Annotated in this window: 3 protein-coding genes; all 3 read left to right on the top strand. The window is 76.4% G+C overall.

The genetic code is table 11. The features are described from left to right. The first annotated feature begins 6 nt into the window (after window positions 1-6). Genes AB2U05_RS07390 through AB2U05_RS07380 form a run of 3 tightly spaced genes read left to right on the top strand, consistent with a single transcriptional unit; the run spans window position 7 to window position 19,003 of the window. The gene (locus AB2U05_RS07390) at window positions 7-6,435 is read left to right on the top strand and encodes a type I polyketide synthase (RefSeq protein ID WP_369182806.1); all 6,429 of its coding nucleotides are present in this window, start codon (window positions 7-9) and stop codon (window positions 6,433-6,435) included. 53 nt (window positions 6,436-6,488) lie between these two features. Continuing rightward, window positions 6,489-17,576 (top strand): alpha/beta fold hydrolase, encoded by an 11,088-nt coding sequence (locus AB2U05_RS07385; protein ID WP_369182805.1) that lies wholly within the window; start codon window positions 6,489-6,491, stop codon window positions 17,574-17,576. Beyond that, complete coding sequence (locus AB2U05_RS07380) at window positions 17,573-19,003, top strand: MFS transporter (protein WP_369182804.1); 1,431 nt, start codon at window positions 17,573-17,575, stop codon at window positions 19,001-19,003. Before AB2U05_RS07385 ends, AB2U05_RS07380 begins: the two co-directional genes overlap by 4 nt. Window positions 19,004-19,014 lie beyond the last annotated feature (11 nt).

Raw genomic sequence — 19,014 nt, 5'->3', positions numbered from 1 at the left:
ACGGAGATGACGGAGAACGTCGACCAGCAGGAGAAGCTGGTCCGCTACCTCAAGAAGGTCGCGCTCGAACTCAACGAGACCAGGGCGCAGTTGGAGGAGGCCGAGTCCCGGGCGACCGAGCCGCTGGCGATCATCGGCATGAGCTGCCGCTACCCCGGCGGGGTGTCCTCGCCGGACGAGCTGTGGGAGCTGGTCGCCGAGGGGCGCGACGCCATCGCGCCGCTGCCGGACGACCGCGGCTGGGACCTGGAGCGGCTGTACAGCCCGGACCCCGAGCAGCCCGGCACGGTCTACGCCCGGGGCGGCGGATTCGTCGACCGCATCGGCGAGTTCGACGCCGAGTTCTTCGGCATCAGCCCGCGCGAGGCGACCGCGATGGACCCCCAGCAGCGCCTGCTGCTGGAAGCCTCCTGGGAGGCCTTCGAGGACGCGCGGATCGACGTCGGCGCGCTGCGCGGCAGCGACACCGGCGTCTACTGCGGCCTGAGCGTCACCGACTACGGCATGGGGCAGGAGCGCGCCCTGCCGGAGATCGAGGGCTTCCAGCTCACCGGCGGCGCGGCGAGCGTGTCCTCGGGCCGGATCTCCTACCTGCTCGGGCTGGAGGGCCCGGCGGTGTCCGTCGACACCGCCTGCTCGTCCTCCTCGGTGGCCATGCACATGGCCGTGCAGGCGCTGCGCAACGGCGAGTGCTCGCTCGCCCTGGCGGGCGGGGTGACGCTGATGCCCAGCCCGTTCATGCTGCGCGAGTTCAGCCGCCAGCGCGGCCTGGCCGAGGACGGGCGCTGCAAGGCGTACGCGTCGGCGGCGGACGGCACCGGCTTCTCGGACGGCCTCGGGCTGCTCGTGCTGGAGCGGCTGTCCGACGCGCGCCGCAACGGGCGCCGCATCCACGGCCTGATCCGGGGCACCGCGATCAACCAGGACGGCGCCAGCAACGGCCTCACCGCGCCCAACGGCCCCTCGCAGGAGCGGGTGATCCGGGCGGCGCTGGCCAGCGCCGGCCTGTCGCTCGCCGACGTGGACGCGGTCGAGGGCCACGGGACGGGCACCAAGCTGGGTGACCCGATCGAGGCGCAGGCCCTGCTGGCGACCTACGGCCGGGAGCGGGCCGGGGACGAGCCGCTGTGGCTGGGCTCGATCAAGTCGAACATCGGACACACCTCGGCGGGCGCCGGCGTGGCGGGCGTGATCAAGATGGTCATGGCGATGCGGCACGGGCTGCTGCCGCAGACCCTGCACGTGGACGAGCCGTCCTCGCACGTGGACTGGGAGTCCGGCCGGGTCGAGCTGCTGACCGAGGCCCGGAAGTGGCCGGCCGGCGAGCGGCCGCGCCGGGCGGGCGTGTCCTCCTTCGGCGTGAGCGGCACCAACACCCACATCATCGTGGAGGAGCCGCCGGCGTCCGAGCCGCCGGCGTCCGAGCCGGTGGCGGTCGAGCCGGCCGGGCCGGCTGCGCCGCTGCCGGTCGTGGTGTCCGCCCGGACGGACGCGGCGCTGCGGGCGCAGGCGGAGCGGCTGCGGTCGCACCTGCTGGCGAAGCCCGAACTCTCGGTCGCGGACGTGGCGTTCTCGGCGACGACCAGCCGGGCGTTGCTGGAGCGGCGCGCGGTCGTGGTGGCCTCGGGGCGCGAGGAACTGCTGGAGCGGCTGTCGGCCGTCACGGCGGGGGCGGGTGCGGTCGGCGGCAAGTCGGCGTTCCTGTTCACCGGGCAGGGCTCGCAGCGGGCCGGCATGGGCCTGGAACTCGCGGGCGCCTTCCCGGTGTTCGAGCGGGCGCTGAGCGAGGTCTGCGCCGAGCTCGATGCCCGACTGGGCCGCTCGGTGCGGGAGTTGATCGCGGCCGGCGGCGAGGAGCTGAACGCGACCGAGTTCACCCAGGCCGCGCTGTTCGCCGTCGAGGTGGCGCTGTTCCGCCTGGCCGACTCGCTGGGCCTGCGGGCGGACTACCTGGTCGGCCACTCGGTGGGCGAGATCGCCGCCGCGCATGTCGCGGGCGTGCTGTCGCTCGCGGATGCCGCCGAACTCGTGGTGGCCCGTGGCCGGTTGATGGGCGCGCTGCCCGCCGGCGGCGCGATGGTCGCCGTCCAGGCCACCGAGGCCGAGGTCGCCGAGTCGCTGGCCGGCTTCGAGGGCCGGCTGGAGATCGCCGCGATCAACGCGCCCACCGCGATCGTCGTCTCGGGCGACGCGGACGCCGCCGAGGAGTGGCTGCCGAGGGTCGAGGGCCGCAAGACCACGCGCCTGCGGGTCTCGCACGCGTTCCACTCGCCCCGCATGGAGCCCATGCTGGACGAATTCCGCGCGGTCGCGCAGAAGTTGACCTATGCGAAGCCGCAGATCCCGGTGGTCTCCAACGTCACCGGCGCCCTGGTCGAGACCTTCGACGCCGAGTACTGGGTCCGCCACGTGCGCCAGGCCGTGCGCTTCGCCGATGGCGTGACCACCCTGTGGGGCCTGGGAGTTCGCCGCTTCCTGGAGCTCGGCCCCGACGCCGTGCTCACCGCCATGGCCCGCCAGTGCGTCGACGAGGACACCGAGGCGGCGTTCACCGCCGCCCTGCGCGCCAAGCAGGACGACCGCGAGACCTTCGCCGCCTTCGTGGGCCAGGCCCACACCACCGGCACCGCCGTCGACTGGACCGCCTTCTACGCGGGCACCGGCGCCCAGCTCGTCGACCTGCCCACCTACGCCTTCCAGCGCGAGCGCTTCTGGCTGACCCCGGGTGCGGGCGCCGGGGACGTCACGGCCGCCGGCCTGGACCGGATCGAGCACCCGGTGCTCGCCGCCGCCGCCCAGGTCGGCGACCGCGACGAGTGGCTGTTCACCGGCCGCCTCACCGCAGGCGCCCAGCCGTGGGTGGCCGACCACGTCGTGCTCGGCCACGTGATCGTCCCCGGTACGGCGTGGGTGGAGCTGGTCGCGGCGGCCGGTCGCCGGGTGGGTGTGCCGGTGGTGGACGAGCTGGTGATGGAGTCGCCGCTGCTGCTGGAGGAGGGCGCCGCCGCCCAACTGCGGGTCACCGTGGGCACGGTGGGCGAGGACGGCCGCCGCGAGGTGGCGGTGTTCGCCCGCCCGGAGGCGGCGGCCGAGGAGGCCGTCGAGTCGGTGTGCCACGCGCGCGGCTGGCTGGCCGCCGAGAGCGCCGCCCCGGTGGTGTGGCTGCCGACCGAGTGGCCGCCCGCCGGCGGCACGGAGCTGACCGGCGCCGCGCTGTACGCGGGCATGGCCGAGCTCGGCTTCGACTACGGCCCGGTGTTCCAGGGCGTCCGGACGGCCTGGCGCGTCGGCGAGGCGGTGTACGCCGAGGTGGCCCTGCCGGGCGACACCGGCGGCGACGGCTTCGGCATCCACCCCGCGCTGTTCGACGCCTCCCTGCACGCCGGCCTGCTCTCGGACGGGCCCAACGACCAGGCGTTCCTGCCGTTCTCCTGGTCCGGGGTGCGGATCGCGCCGCGCGGCCTGTCCCGGGTGCGGATCCGGATGCGCCGGGTGGACGAGGCCGCCTTCGGGCTGGACGTGGTGTCCGAGCAGGGCGAGCCGGTGCTGAGCCTGGAGCGGCTGGACATGCGCCCGGTCGACGCGGCCCAGCTGGAGCGGCTGCGCAACGGCGGCGGGCAGTCCGTCTACCGGCTGGACTGGTCCCCGGTGGCGCTCGGCGCGGCGCAGCAGCCCGTCCGCCCGGCGGTGCTGGGCGGCGCGGGCGTCGACGGCGAGCCGTTCGCCGACCTGGCCGCGCTGGAGCAGGCGCTCGCCGAGGGCGCCCCGAAGCCGCAGCTGGTCGTCGCGTCCGTCGCCGCCCGAGGTGCGGAGGCGGCCCACGAGGCCGTCGTCGGGGCGCTGGCCCTGGTGCAGCGGTGGCTGGCCGCCGACTGGACGGCCGAGGTCCGGCTGGCCCTGGTGACCCGGAACGCGGTGGCCGTCGACGGCGGGGCGGCGGACGTCGCCCAGGCCGCGCTGTGGGGCCTGCTGCGCAGCGCGCAGTCCGAGCACCCGGGCCGGTTCCTGCTGGTCGACCTGGACGAGACGGACGGCGAGACGGACGGCGAGACGGGCGGCGAGACGGACGGCGAGGCGCCCGACTGGGGCGCGCTGCTCGACGCCGACGAGCCGCAGGTCGCCGTGCGCGGCGAGCGCGTGCTCGCCCCGCGCCTGACCGCCGCGCCCGCCCCGGCCGCCGACGAGCCGTGGCACCTGTCCGTCACCCGCAAGGGCTCCCTGGACGGCGTCGAGGTCACCCCGTCGACCGCCCGCCGTCCGCTCGCGGCCGGCGAGGTGCGGATCGCCGTCCGCGCCGCCGGGGTGAACTTCCGCGACGTGCTGATCGCCCTCGGCGTGTACCCCGACGACGTCCCGCTGGGCGCCGAGGCGGCGGGCACGGTGCTGGAGGTCGGCGCCGACGTCACCGACCTGGCCCCCGGCGACCGGGTGTTCGGGATCGTGGGCGGCTCCTTCGGCCCGGTGGCCGTCGCCGACCGGGCGCTGCTCGCCCGGATCCCGGACGGCTGGTCGTTCACCGAGGCGGCCTCCGTCCCGGTGGCGTACGCGACCGCCTACTACGGCCTGGTGGACCTGGCCGGGCTGCGCGCGGGCGAGCGGGTGCTGGTGCACGCCGCCGCCGGCGGGGTCGGCACGGCCGCCGTGCAGCTCGCCCGGCACCTCGGCGCGGAGGTGTTCGCCACGGCGAGCCGCGCCAAGTGGGACGGGCTGCGGGCCGAGGGCATCGCGGCCGACCGCATCGCCGACTCCCGCGACCCGGGCTTCCGGGACGCCCTGCTGGCGGCCACCGGCGCCGCCGGGGTGGACGTGGTGCTGAACTCGCTCACCGGCGAGTTCGTCGACGCCTCGCTGGACCTGCTGCCGCGCGGCGGCCGGTTCGTGGAGATGGGCAAGGCCGACATCCGCGACGCGGACGCCGTCGCGGCCGCCCGGCCGGGCGTCGCCTACCGCGCGTTCGACCTGTGGGAGGCCGGGCCGCGGCGCCTGGCCGAGCTGCTGGCCGAGATCGTCGCCCTGTTCGAGCAGGGCGTCCTGCGGTTCGCGCCCGTCCGCACCTGGGACGTCCGGCAGGGCCGCGAGGCGCTGCGCCACCTGCGCGAGGGCCGCAACGTCGGCAAGGTCGTGCTGACCGTCCCGGCCCCGCTGGGCGCGGACGGGACCGTCCTGGTCACCGGCGGTACGGGCGGCCTCGGCGCGGTCTTCGCCCGGCACCTGGCGGCCGCGCACGGCGTGCGCGACCTGCTGCTGCTCAGCCGCAGCGGCCCGCAGGCCCCGGGTGCCGCCGAACTGGTCGCCGAGCTGGCCGAGTTGGGCGCCACCGCGCAGGTCGTCGCCTGCGACGTCGCGGACCGCGCGCAACTGGCGGCCGCGATCGGCGGGTCGGCGAAGCCGCTGACCGCCGTGGTGCACGCGGCCGGCGTGCTGGACGACGGCACGGTCGAGTCGCTGTCGCCCGAGCAGGTCGCGCGCGTGCTGCGCCCGAAGCTCGAAGCGGCCTGGCACCTGCACGAGTTGACCGCCGGGACGGACCTGTCGGCGTTCGTGCTGTTCTCCTCCGTCGCCGCCCTGATGGGCAGCCCCGGCCAGGGCAACTACGCGGCGGCGAACGCGGCCCTGGACGCGCTGGCCGCGTCCCGCCGGGCCGCCGGCCTGCCCGCGACCTCGCTCGCCTGGGGCCTGTGGTCCGAAACGGCCGGCATGGCCGCCCAGTTGGGCGAGGCGGAGCTGGCCCGGCTCGGCCGGATGGGCGTCAGCGCGCTGACCCCGGAGACCGGCCCGGCCCTGTTCGACCGGTCGCTGGAGGTGGACGCCGCCGTGGTGGCGCCCGTCCTGCTGGACGCCGCCGTGCTGCGCGCCCAGGCCCGGGCGGGCCTGCTGCCGCCGCTGCTGCGCGGCCTGGTCCGGCTGCCGGCCCGGGCGGCCGACGCCGGGGCGGGCGTGCTCGCCCAGCGGCTCGGGGCGGTGCCGGAGGCGGAGCGCGAGCGGATCGTCCTGGAGGTCGTCCAGGCGCAGGTCGCGGCCGTCCTCGGCCACGCCTCGGCCGCCTCGATCGACCCGGAGCGCGCGTTCAAGGACCTCGGCTTCGACTCGCTGAGCGCCGTCGAACTGCGCAACCGGCTCACCCAGGCCACCGGCGTCCGACTGGCCGCCACCGTCGTGTTCGACCACCCGTCGCCGGCGGCCATCGCCCGCCACCTCCTGCCGGAGATCGTCCCCGACGCGGCGGCCCGCCCGAAGTCCGAGGAGGAGGAGATCCGAGCGCTGCTAGCGTCGATCCCGATCGACCGACTGCGGATGGCCGGACTCCTGGGCACCCTGCGGGAACTGGCGGACAGTGGGACGCCCGAAACGGCAACCGAGGAGGTCGGCGGCGCGTCGATCGACGAGATGGATGCGGAAGCCCTGATCCGGATGGCGCAGGAGGACCTCGGGTGAACCCGGCCGACCACGCCCTCGCCGCAATGAGCTCGGAGACGAAGGAATAGAGAATGGCCACCGATCAGAACCAGCTCATAGAAGCGCTGAGGAAGTCCCTCAAGGAGACCGACCGGCTCCGCCAGCTGAACAAGCAGATCCTCGCCCAGGCCAGCGAACCGCTGGCGATCGTCGGCATGAGCTGCCGCTACCCGGGCGGGGTCACCACCCCCGAGCAGCTGTGGGAGCTCGTGGCCGCCGGCCGTGACGCCGTCACCGGCCTGCCCACCGACCGCGGTTGGGACGTCGAGCGGATCTACGACCCGACCATGAGCCGCCCCGGCACCGTGTCCACCAGCGGCGGCGGCTTCCTGGAGGACGTCGGCGAGTTCGACGCCGACTTCTTCGGGATCTCGCCCCGCGAGGCGCTGGCCATGGACCCGCAGCAGCGCCTGCTGCTCGAAGCCTCCTGGGAGGCGTTCGAGCACGCCGGCATCGACCCGACCTCGCTGCGCGGCAGCAACACCGGCGTCTTCTGCGGCGTCGGCACCAGCGACTACTGCGCGATGCCCGCCGGCAGCCTGCCGCAGATCGAGGGCCTGCAGCTGACCGGCGGCGCGGCGAGCGTGTCCTCGGGCCGCATCTCGTACGTGTTCGGCCTGGAGGGCCCGGCGGTGTCCGTCGACACCGCCTGCTCCTCCTCCTCGGTCGCCCTGCACATGGCCGTGCAGGCGCTGCGCGCCAACGAGTGCTCGATGGCCCTGGTCGGCGGCGTCACCGTGATGTCCGGCCCGTTCATGCTGGCCGAGTTCAGCAAGCAGCAGGCCGTGTCGCCGGACGGGCGCTGCAAGGCGTACGCGTCCTCGGCGGACGGCACCGGCTTCGCGGACGGCCTCGGCCTGGTCGTGCTGGAGCGGCTGTCCGACGCCAAGCGCAACGGCCGCCGCATCCTCGGCCTGATCCGCGGCACGGCCGTCAACCAGGACGGCGCGAGCAACGGCCTCACGGCGCCCAACGGCCCCTCGCAGGAGCGGGTGATCCGGGCGGCGCTCGCCAACGCGGGGCTGTCGGCGGACGACGTGGACGCCGTTGAGGGCCACGGCACCGGCACGGTGCTCGGCGACCCGATCGAGGCGCACGCGCTGCTGGCGACGTACGGGCGCGAGCGCGAGGGCGAGCCGCTGTGGCTCGGCTCGATCAAGTCCAACATCGGCCACACCTCCATGGCCGCCGGTGTGGCGGGCGTCATCAAGATGGTGATGGCGATGCGCAACGGCGTGCTGCCCGCAACGCTGCACGTCGACGAGCCCTCGCCGCACATCGACTGGACCTCGGGCCGGGTGGAGCTGCTGACCGAGGCGCGGGAGTGGCCGGTCGTGGACGGGCGGCCGCGGCGTGCGGCGGTGTCCTCGTTCGGCGTCAGCGGGACGAACACGCACGTGATCCTGGAGGAGGCGCCGGCGGCGGAGGAAGCCCCGGTGGCCGAGCCGGCTCCGGTCGCTCCGGCGGTGGCGGTGCCGGTGTCGGGTCGCAGTGCGGCGGCGGTGCGGGCGCAGGCGGAGCGGCTGCGGGCGCATCTGCTGGCGCGGCCGGAGCTGTCGCTCGCCGATGTGGGGTTCTCGGCGGCGACGACGCGGGCGCAGTTGGAGCACCGGGGTGTGGTGGCGGCCGCTGATCGTGAGCAGTTGCTGGCGGGTCTGGCGGCTCTGTCGCTGGGCGAGCCCTCGCCGCTGGTGGTGGAGGGGCGTTCGGCCGGTGGCACGGTGAAGCCGGTGTTCGTGTTCCCGGGCCAGGGCGCGCAGTGGGTCGGCATGGCCGTCGAACTGCTGGACTCGGCGCCGGTGTTCGCGGCGGAGATCGCCGCGTGCGGCGAGGCGCTGGCCGAGTTCGTGGACTGGAACCTCGAAGACGTCCTCCGCAGCAGGGAGGGCGCCCCGTCGTTCGAGCGGGTGGACGTCGTCCAGCCGGCGCTGTTCGCGGTGATGGTGTCGCTGGCGGCGCTGTGGCGCTCCTACGGGGTCGAGCCCGCGGCGGTCGTCGGGCACTCGCAGGGCGAGATCGCGGCGGCGTACGTCGCGGGCGGCCTGTCGCTGCGCGACGCGGCCCGGATCGTCGCGGTACGAAGCCAGTTGGTGCGCGACAAGCTCGCGGGCCTGGGCGGCATGATGTCCGTCGCCCTGCCCGTCGACCGCGTCGAGGAACTGCTGGCGCCGTACGCGGGCCGGCTCTCCGTCGCCGCCGTCAACGGCCCCGCCGCCGTCGTCGTCGCCGGTGAAGTCACCGCGCTGGACGAGGTGTTCGAGGCCTGCGAGCGCGACGGCGTCCGCGCCCGCAAGGTCAAGGTCGACTACGCCTCGCACTCGCAGCAGGTCGAGATCATCGAGGCCGACCTCCGCAAGGTCCTCGCCCCGGTGGCCCCGCTCGCCGGCCGGGTGCCGTTCTACTCCACCGTCGTCGGCGAGTTCATCGACACCACCACGATGGACGCCGACTACTGGTACCGGAACCTGCGCGGCCAGGTCGGCTTCGAGCCCGCCATCCGCGCGCTGATCGCCGAAGGCACCGGCTGCTTCCTGGAGATGTCCCCGCACCCGGTGCTGACCATGGCCGTGGAGGACGCCGTCGAGGCGGCCGAGGCCAACGGCCTGGTCTCGGTGGTGGGTTCGCTGAAGCGGGACGAGGGCGGCCTGCCGCGCTTCCTGCTGTCCCTGGGCCGGGCCCACGCCGCCGGCGTGAAGGTCGACTGGCAGGCGGCGTTCACCGGCGCCCGGGCCGTCGACCTGCCCACCTACGCCTTCCAGCGCAAGCACTACTGGCTGGACGCCACCGGCCTCGCCGACGCCTCGGCGGTCGGCCTCGGCCGGGTGGAGCACCCGGTGCTGGCGGCGGCCGTGCAGGTCGGCGACCGCGACGAGTGGGTGTTCACCGGCCGGGTCTCCGCGCAGGGGCAGCCGTGGGCCAACGACCACGCACTGTTCGGCACGGTCGCCCTGCCGGGCGCGGCGCTGGTGGAGCTGGTGCTGTCGGCCGGCCGCCACGTCGGCTGCGCCGTGGTCGAGGAGCTGAGCCTGGACGCCCCGCTGGTGTTCGGCGAAGACGCCGCCGCCCGCGTGCAGGTGACGCTCGGCCAGGCCGACGCCGAGGGCCGCCGCGAGGTGGCGGTCTACTCGCGGCCGGACTCCGGCGAGGACCAGGCCGCCGAGGCGGTCTGCCACGCCCGCGGCCGCCTGGCGGTCGACTCCGACCGCCGGGCGGCCCGGCTGGGCGGCGAGTGGCCGCCGGCCGGCGCCGAGCAGGTGTCGGTCGACGAGCTGTACGCGTCGCTGGCCGAACTCGGCCTGGACTGCGGCCCGTTGATGCAGTGCGCGCAGTCGGCGTGGCGCAGCGGCGGCGAGGTGTTCGCCGAGCTCGGCCTGCCGGACGGCGCCGAGCCCGGAAGCTTCGCCGTTCACCCGACCCTGCTGGAGTCGGCGCTGCACGTCACCCACCGGCCGGGCGCCGAGGCGCTGTCCTCGGCGGTGTCCTGGTCGGGCGTGCGGCTGGCCGGTGAGGGCTTCTCCCGGGTGCGGGCGCGGCTCGCCCCGGTGGGCGAGGGCCTGCTGCGGCTGGACCTGTTCGACGCGGACGGCGTCTCGGTCGTGCACGTGGACCGGATCGCCGTGCGGGCGGCCGACCCGGCCCGCTTCGGGCGTTCGCGCCGGGGCCCGGCCCCGCTGTTCCGGCTGGACTGGGTGCCCGTGCAGGTCCCCGCGGCCAAGCCGGCCCGGCTGGCCGCGCTGGGCGACGCCGCCCCGGGCCTGTCCGACCGGCACGCCGACCTGACGGCGCTGCGGCAGGCCGTCGCGGCGGGCGCGCCCGCCCCGCAGGCCGTGCTGGCCGCGCTCGACACCCCGGCCGAGGCACTGGCGCTGGTGCGGGACTGGACGGCCGCGGGGCCGCTGGACGCGGCGACGCTGGTCGTGGCCACCCGCGCGGCCGCCGCTGTCGGCGGCGAGGCCCCCGACGCCGCGCAGGCCGCGGTGTGGGGCCTGGTGCGCGCCGCGCAGTCCGAGCACCCGGGCCGCTTCCTGCTGGTGGACCTGGACGGCGGCGCCGAACCGGAGTGGGCCGCGCTGCTCGGCCCGGACGAGCCGCAGCTGGCCGTCCGCGCCGGCAAGGCGCTCGCTCCCCGCCTCGCCCGGCTCTCCGCCTCCGCCGCGGCGGACGGCGCGCGGGAGCTCGACCCGGACGGCACCGTCCTGGTCACCGGCGACTTCGGGGCCCGCTTCGCCGAGCACCTGATCGCCCGCCACGACGCCCGGCACCTGGTGCTGGCCGTCGCCCCGGAGCACGCCGACGCGCTGGCCGCCGAGCTGGCGCCGCTCGGCGACCGGCTGCGCGTCGCGCCCTGCGACCTCGCCGACCGGGACCAACTGGCCACCGTCGTCGCCGGGTTGGAGCATCCGCTGACCGCCGTCGTGCACGCCGCCGGCGCGCCCGAGGCGGGCCTGGTCGAGACGCTGAGCCCCGACCGCCTGGCGGCGGTGCTGCGCGCCACCGTCGAGCCGGCCCGGCACCTGCACGAGCTGACCGCCGGCGCGGACCTGGCCGCGTTCGTGCTCTGCTCCGCCTTCGAGGGCCTGGCCGGCATCCCCGGCCAGGCCGCCCGCTCCGCCGCGGATGCGGCGTTGACCGCTCTCGCCGCCGCCCGCCGCGCGGCCGGCCTGCCCGGCACCGCGCTCGCCTGGGGCTTCTGGGCGGACGGCCGGGGCGCCGCCGACGCCGGCTCGGCCGACGCGGCGCTGGTCGCCCAGGCCGGTATCCGGCCGCTGACCGCCGCGACGGCCCTGGACCTGTTCGACCGCGCCCTGGCCGCCGCCGAGCCGCTGCTGGCCCCGGTCGAGCTGGACCCGGCCGTCCTGCGCGAGCAGGCCCGGGCCGGGCTGCTGCCCGCCCTGCTGCGCGGCCTCGTCCGGGTGCCGGCCCGGCGCTCGGCCTCCGGCCGCACGCTGGCGCTGCGGCTGGCCGAGGTGCCGGAGGCCGAGCGGCTGGGCGCGGTGCTCGACCTGGTGCGGGCGCAGGTCGCGTCCGTGCTCGGCCACGACTCCGCCGACGAGGTGGACGGCGACCGGGCGTTCAAGGAGCTCGGCTTCGACTCGGTGATGGCCGTCGAGCTGCGCAACCGGCTGGCGCAGAGCACCGGCGTGCCGCTGCCCGCGACCGTCGTGTTCGACCACCCGACGCCGCAGGCCGTCGCCCGGCTGCTGCTCGCGCAGGCGGACGGCACCACGGACACCGCCGCCCCGGTCGCGCAGAAGCGGCAGGGCTCGGTCGACGAGCCGCTGGCCATCGTCGGCATCGGCTGCCGCTACCCCGGCGGCATCGCCTCCGCCGAGGACCTGTGGCGGGTCGTCGCCGAGGGCCGCGACGTGGTCGGCCCGTTCCCGACCGACCGCGGCTGGGACCTGACGAAGCTCTACGGCGATGCGGCCGAGCTCGGCACCAGCACCTCCCGCGCCGGCGGCTTCGTCAACGGCATCGGCGACTTCGACGCCGACTTCTTCGGCATCAGCCCGCGCGAGGCCGTCGCCATGGACCCCCAGCAGCGCCTGCTGCTGGAGACCTCCTGGGAGACCCTGGAGCACGCGGGCATCGACCCGACCTCGCTGCGCGGCAGCGACACCGGTGTGTTCGTCGGCATCACCGGCGCCGACTACTCGGTCAACGTGCCCGAGGAGTACGAGGGCTACCGGCTGACCGGCACCATGACCAGCGTCGCCTCCGGCCGGATCGCCTACACCCTCGGCCTGGAGGGCCCGGCCCTCTCGGTGGAGACGGCCTGCTCCTCCTCCGGCGTCGCCCTGCACCTCGCCGCGCAGGCGCTGCGGGGCGGCGAGTGCTCGCTGGCCCTCGCCGGCGGCGTGACCTTCATGACCACGCCGGTCATCATGACCGAGTTCAGCCGCCAGCAGGCCGTCTCGGGCGACGGCCGCTGCCGCGCCTACGCGGCCTCCGCCAGCGGCACCGGCTTCTCGGACGGCCTCGGCCTGGTCGTGCTGGAGCGGCTGTCGGACGCGCGCCGCAACGGCCGCCGCATCCTCGGCCTGATCCGGGGCACCGCGATCAACCAGGACGGCGCCAGCAACGGCCTCACCGCGCCCAACGGCCCCTCGCAGGAGCGGGTGATCCGGCAGGCGCTCGCCAACGCCGGGCTGTCGGCGGGCGAGGTGGACGCCGTCGAGGGCCACGGCACCGGCACCGTGCTCGGCGACCCGATCGAGGCGCACGCCCTGCTGGCCACCTACGGCCAGGAGCGCGACGGCGAGCCGCTGTGGCTCGGCTCGATCAAGTCCAACATCGGGCACACCTCGGGTGCCTCCGGCGTCGCCGGCCTGATCAAGATGGTCATGGCGATGCGCCACGAGGTGCTGCCGCAGACGCTGCACGTCGACGCGCCGTCCCCGCACATCGAGTGGCAGACCGGCGAGGTCGAGCTGCTGACCGAGGCCCGGCCGTGGCCCGCGGGCGAGCGCCCGCGCCGGGCGGGCGTGTCGTCCTTCGGCGTCAGCGGCACCAACGCGCACATCATCGTCGAGGAGGCCCCCGCCGACCTGCGGGCCGTCGAGCCCGCGGCGCGGACCGCCCCGGCCGTGCCGGTGCTGCTCTCCGCCCGGACCGGGGCGGCGCTGCGCGCCCAGGCCGAGCGGCTGCGCCGGCACCTGCTGGAGAACCCCGGGCTCTCCGTCCTCGACCTCGGGTACTCCCAACTGACCACCCGGGCCCGGCTGGAGTACCAGGCGGTGCTGGTCGCCGCCGAGCGGGACGACCTGGCCGCCGAGCTCGCCGCCTTCGCGGTCGGCGAGGTGACCGAGCGCACGGCCACCGGACGGGCGGCCTCCTCGGCCGTCAAGCCGGTGTTCGTGTTCCCCGGCCAGGGCGCGCAGTGGGTCGGCATGGCCGTCGAACTGCTGGACACGGCGCCGGTGTTCGCGGCGGAGATCGCGGCCTGTGGCGAGGCGTTGGCCGAGTTCGTGGACTGGAACTTGGAGGACGTGCTGCGCGGCAAGGAGGGTGCGCCGTCGTTCGAGCGGGTGGACGTGGTCCAGCCGGCCCTGTTCTCCGTCATGGTGTCGCTCGCGGCGCTGTGGCGCTCCTACGGCGTCGAGCCCGCGGCGGTCGTCGGGCACTCGCAGGGTGAGATCGCGGCGGCGTACGTCGCGGGTGGCCTGTCGCTGCGCGACGCGGCCCGGATCGTGGCGGTGCGCAGCCAGTTGGTGCGCGACAAGCTCGCGGGCCTGGGCGGCATGATGTCGGTGGCGCTGCCGGTGGAGCGCGTCGAGGAACTGCTGGCGCCGTACGCGGGCCGGCTCTCCGTCGCCGCCGTCAACGGCCCGGCCGCCGTGGTCGTCGCGGGTGAAGTCGCCGCGCTGGACGAGGTGTTCGAGGCCTGCGAGCGCGACGGCATCCGGGCCCGCAAGGTCAAGGTGGACTACGCCTCGCACTCCGCCCAGGTGGAGGCGATCGAGGCCGAGCTGCTCACCGCCCTCGCGCCGGTCGAGCCGACCAGCGGCCGGGTGCCGTTCTACTCGACGGCGGTCGGCGGCTACCTCGACACGGCGACGATGGACGCCGCGTACTGGTACGCCAACCTGCGCGGCCAGGTCGGCTTCGAGCCGGCCGTCCGCGCGCTGATCGACGGCGGCACCGGCTGCTTCCTGGAGATGTCCCCGCACCCCGTGCTGACCATGGCCGTCGAGGACACCGCCGAGGCCTGCGGCGCCGCCCGCCGGGTCAAGGTGGTCGGATCGCTGCGCCGGGACGAGGGCGGCCTGAAGCGGTTCCTGTTCTCCCTCGCCGAGGCGCACACCGCCGGGGTGAAGGTCGACTGGGCCGTCTGCTTCGCCGAGTCCGGCGCCCGCCGGGTCGAACTGCCGACCTACGCCTTCCAGCACAAGCGCTACTGGCCGAACCCGCGCCCGGCCGCCGGCGACCCGTCCGCCTCCGGCCTCGGCCGAGTCGGGCACCCCGTCCTGGCGGTGGCCCTGCAACTCGCCGACCGGGAGCAGTGGGTGCTCACCGGCCGCCTGTCGCAGGAGACGCAGCCGTGGCTGCGCGACCACGTCGCCTTCGACCTGCCGGTCGCGCCCAGCACCACGCTGGTCGAGCTGGCGCTGGCCGCCGGCCGCAGCGTCGGCGCGCCGCTGCTCGACGAGCTGGTGTTCGAGGCGCCGCTGCTGGTGCCGGACGGCGCCGCGCTCCAGGTGCAGGCCATCGTGGGCGCCCCGGCGGCGGACGGCCGCCGGCCGGTGACCGTCCACACCCGCCCGGACGGCGACCAGCGCGCCGAGTCGACCCGGCACTGCACGGGCTGGCTCGCGCCCGAGGACACCGAGCCCGCCGCCGTCCTGGTCGGCACCTGGCCGCCCGCCGGCGCCGAGTCGCTGCCGGTGGACGGGCTGTACGCGGCCCTGGCCGAGCTCGGCCTGGACTGCGGCCCGGCGCTGCACGGAGTACGGGCGGCCTGGCGCTCCGGCGCCGAGCTGTACGCCGACCTGGCGCTGCCCGAGGAGGTCGGCGCCGAGGGCTTCGGCATCCACCCGGCGCTGTTCGAGGCCGCCCTGCACGTCGGCCAGTCGGCCTTCGCCGCCCAGGGCGCCCCGAAGCTGCCGGTCGCCTGGAACGGCGTGCGCCTGGTCCAGACCGGCGCCGCCCGCGGCCTGGTGCGGGTCATCGCGGACGGCGACACCCTGCGGCTGGACGTCTTCGGCGAGGACGGCATGCCCGTGCTCTCCGCGGGCCGCGTCGTCCTGCACGACGCCGACCCGGCCCACCTGGAGGAACTGCGGCGCGGCCAGAGCTCGCTGTACCGGGTCGACTGGGCCCCGGTGGCGCTCGCCGCCGCCAAGCCCGTCCGGCTGGCCGCACTCGGCCAGGCCGCCCCGGGCGTGCTCGACCGCTACGCCGACCTGGCCGGGCTCGCCCAGGCCGTGGACGGCGGGGCCGCCGTGCCGCAGGCCGTGCTGACCGTGCTCGACACCCCCGCCGGGGACGGCCCGGCCGCCGTGCGCGACGCCGCCGGGCAGGCCGAGGAGCTGGTCCGGCACTGGCTGGCGCAGGAGCGCCTCGGCGAGGCCGTGCTGGTGGTGACGGCCCGCCGCGCGGTCGCGGTCGTCGGGGCGGAGGCCCCCGAGCCCGCGCGGGCCGCCGCGTGGGGCGCGCTGCGCGCCGCGCAGTCCGCGCACCCGGGCCGCTTCCTGCTGGTCGACCTGGACGGCGGCGTCGAGCCCGAGTGGGGCGCGCTGCTCGGGGCCGACGAGCCGCAGCTCGCCGTGCGCGGCGGGCAGGCCCTGGCGCCCCGGCTGACCGCGGCCCCGGCCGGGCCGGCCGGGCGGACGGCGCTGACCGACCTGGACGGCACCGTGCTGGTCACCGGCGGCGGCGAGGGCACGGCCGCGACGCTGGCCCGGCACCTGGCCGCCCGGCACGGCGTCCGGGACCTGCTGCTGATCGACGGCAGCGGTGCGGCGGACGGGCTGGTCGAGGAGCTGGCGCAGCTGGGCGCGCGGGTGCGGGTCGAGGCGCCGGCGCCCGAGCGGTTGCCCGCCGTGCTGGAGTCCCTGAAGCGGCCGCTGCGCGCGGTCGTCCAGGCCGGCGAGGAGCCGCTGGAGTCGGCCTGGCGGCTGCACGAGCTGACCGCCGACGCCGACCTGGCCGCCTTCGTGGTGTCCTCCTCCTTCGCCGCCCTGCTGGGCGAGCGGCCGCAGGCGCACCCCGCCGCCCTGGAGGCGCTGGTGCGCACCCGCCGCGCGGCCGGGCTGCCCGGCACCGTGCTGGCCTGGGGCCCCCGGCCCGGCGAGGCGGTGCCGGCCGGCACCACCGGGCTGACGGCCGAGCGCGCGGGGGAGCTGTTCGACCAGGCCCTCGCCGCGGACGCCGCCCTGCTGGCGCCCGTCCAGCTGGACCCGGCCGAACTGCGGGCGCGGGCCCGCGAGCGGACCCTGCCGGCGCTGCTGCGCGGCCTGGTCCGGCTCCCGGCCAAGCGTGAGGCGGCCGGCGGGTCGCTGGCCCAGCGGCTGGCCGAGGTGCCGGACGCGGACCGCGAGCAGGTCGTGCTGGAGCTGGTCACCGCGCAGGTCGTGGCGGTGCTCGGGCACGGCGCCGACGACAGCATCGACGTCGAGCGCAAGCTCAAGGAGCTCGGCCTGGACTCGATGAGCGCGGTCGGGCTGCGCAACCGGCTCTCCCAGGCCACCGGCCTGAGCCTGCCCGTCTCGTTCGTCTTCGAGCACCCCACCCCGGCGGAGATCGCCCGCCAGCTGCTCAAGCTGGCCGGCTCCGAAGGGGCGGAGCAGCCGCAGTCAGCGGCAGGGGACACGATCGGCGCCCGGCTGCGGCGGGCCGCCGAGGCGGGGGAGCTGCCGGCGTCGCTACGCCGGCTGCTGGACGCCGCCGCGGCCCGTCCGGTCTTCGGCTCGGCCGCCGAACTGCCCGACCGGGGCGGCGCGTTGGTGCGCCTGGCGGCCGGCCCCGGCCGGGTGAAGGTGGTCTGCGTGCCGTCCTACGTGTACGTGGTCGGCTCCGGCCAGGAGCAGTTCGTGCGCCTGGCCGAGCGGTTCGAGGGCGTGCGGGACGTACTGGTGTGCGCCCTGCCGGGCTTCGGGACGGAGCTCAACCCGGGCTCCCGGGAGGCCGTCGAGGAGGCCATGGCGGGCGCGGTCCGCGCGGCCGTCGGCGACGACCCGTTCGTCCTGGTCGGCTACTCGATGGGCGGCGCCGTCGCCCGGTCGCTGGCCGGCCGGCTGGAGGCCGGCGGCGCCGCGCTCGCCGGGGTCGCCATGATCGACACCCCGGCACCGGACGACGACCCGGAGCGGGCGGAGCGCGCGTTCGCCGCCATGCTCGCCGGGATCCTCCTGCGGGAGCGGCGCGACGTCCTCGTCGACGACGCCAACTGGCTGGCCATGGGCGGCTACCTGCCGCTGTTCGCCGGCCCGCGGCCGGCACCGGCCGCCCGCACCCTGCTCGTCCGGGCGGCCCGGCCGCTCGGCGGCGCGACGGCGGCGGACGCCCCGCGCTGGGAGGACGCCGACGACCTCGTCGAGGTCGCCGCCGACCACCTCGCCCTCATCGAGGCCGAGGCCGCCGCCACCGCCGAGGCGATCGAGAAGTGGATCGAGGCATGAGAAGTAGTGCGGGCCTGCGCCGCGGCCTGGCCATCGCGGTGATCCTGGTCGGGGTGTTCGTCTCCGCGGTGGACATGCTGATCGTCAACATCGCCTTCCCCCGGCTGGAGGAGTCCTTCCCCTCGGCCAGCCTGACCGGGCTGTCCTGGGTGATGAGCGCCTACGCGATCACCTACGCCGCGCTGCTGCTGCCGAGCGGGCGCTGGGCGGACCGCTCCGGGACCAAGCAGGTCTTCCTGCTCGGCCTCGGGGTGTTCACCGCCGCGTCCGCCGGCTGCGCGGCGGCGCCGGACCTCGGGGTGCTGATCGCCACCCGGGCCCTGCAGGGCGTCGGCGCGGCGCTGATGGCGCCCAGCTCGATGAGCCTGCTGCTCGGGCTGTTCCCGCCGCGGAAGCGGGGCGTCGCGGTCGGGCTGTGGACGGCGGTCGGCGGGGTCGGCTCCGCCGCCGCGCTGCCGCTGGGCGGCCTGCTGGCCGAGGTCGACTGGCGCTGGGTGTTCGTCGTCAACCTGCCCCTCGGGGCGGTGGCGCTGCTGCTCGGCGGCTGGTCGCTGACCCGCTCCGGCACCGAGGACGGGCCCCGCCCGGACCTGCTCGGCATCGGCCTGCTCGCGGTGTCGGTCGGCGCGATCGTCGGCACCATCTCCCAGGGCCAGGCCTGGGGGTGGACCAGCGCGCAGGTGATCGGCCTGTCGGCGGTCGGCGTGCTCGGCCTGGTGCTGACCGTGCACCGGGCCCGCCGCCACCCGGCGCCGGTCATCGAGCCGGCCCTGCTGCGGATCCGCAAGGTCGCCCTCGGCAACGTCGCCACCGGATTCTTCTTCATGGGCGTCGGCGCGATGGCGCTGTCCACCATCCTGTTCCTGACCCAGATCTGGCGGCACACCACCCTGCGCGGCGCCCTGGAGATCGCGCCGGGCCCGATCGCCGCCACCCTGTTCGCGGTGCCCAGCGGCATCCTGGCCGTCCGGTACGGCGCGCACCTGGTCGGCGCGGTCGGCGCCGGCCTGTTCGCGGCGGGCGGCCTGTGGTGGGCGTTCGCCGTGGACGGCACGCCGGACTTCACCGGCACCTTCCTGCCCGGCGGGATCGTCGGCGGCATCGGCTTCGGCGTGATCCTGCCGGCGCTGGCCGCCGCGTCCACCCTGGCGCTGCCGCCCGAGCGGGTCGCCACCGGCACCGGCATGGCGTCGATGTCCCGGCAGATCGGCATGGCGCTCGGCGTCGCCGTGGTCTCGGCCGTGCTGACCGGCCACCCGGGCGTCGCCACCTACCGCACCGCGTTCCTGATCATGGCCGGCGCCAGCCTCGTCAGCGGGCTCGCCCTGTTCGCGATCGGCCCGACCACCCCGACCACCCCACCCGCCCCGGCCGCCCCGGGCGGGGAGCACCAGCCAGAGCAGCTGTCCCGAGCGGCAACGAGCTAACGAGCTAAGGA

Source organism: Streptomyces sp. Y1 (genome assembly GCF_041053115.1).
GTDB classification, from domain to species: domain Bacteria; phylum Actinomycetota; class Actinomycetes; order Streptomycetales; family Streptomycetaceae; genus Kitasatospora; species Kitasatospora rubellomurina.
This window is presented reverse-complemented; position numbering and strand designations above follow the sequence as displayed.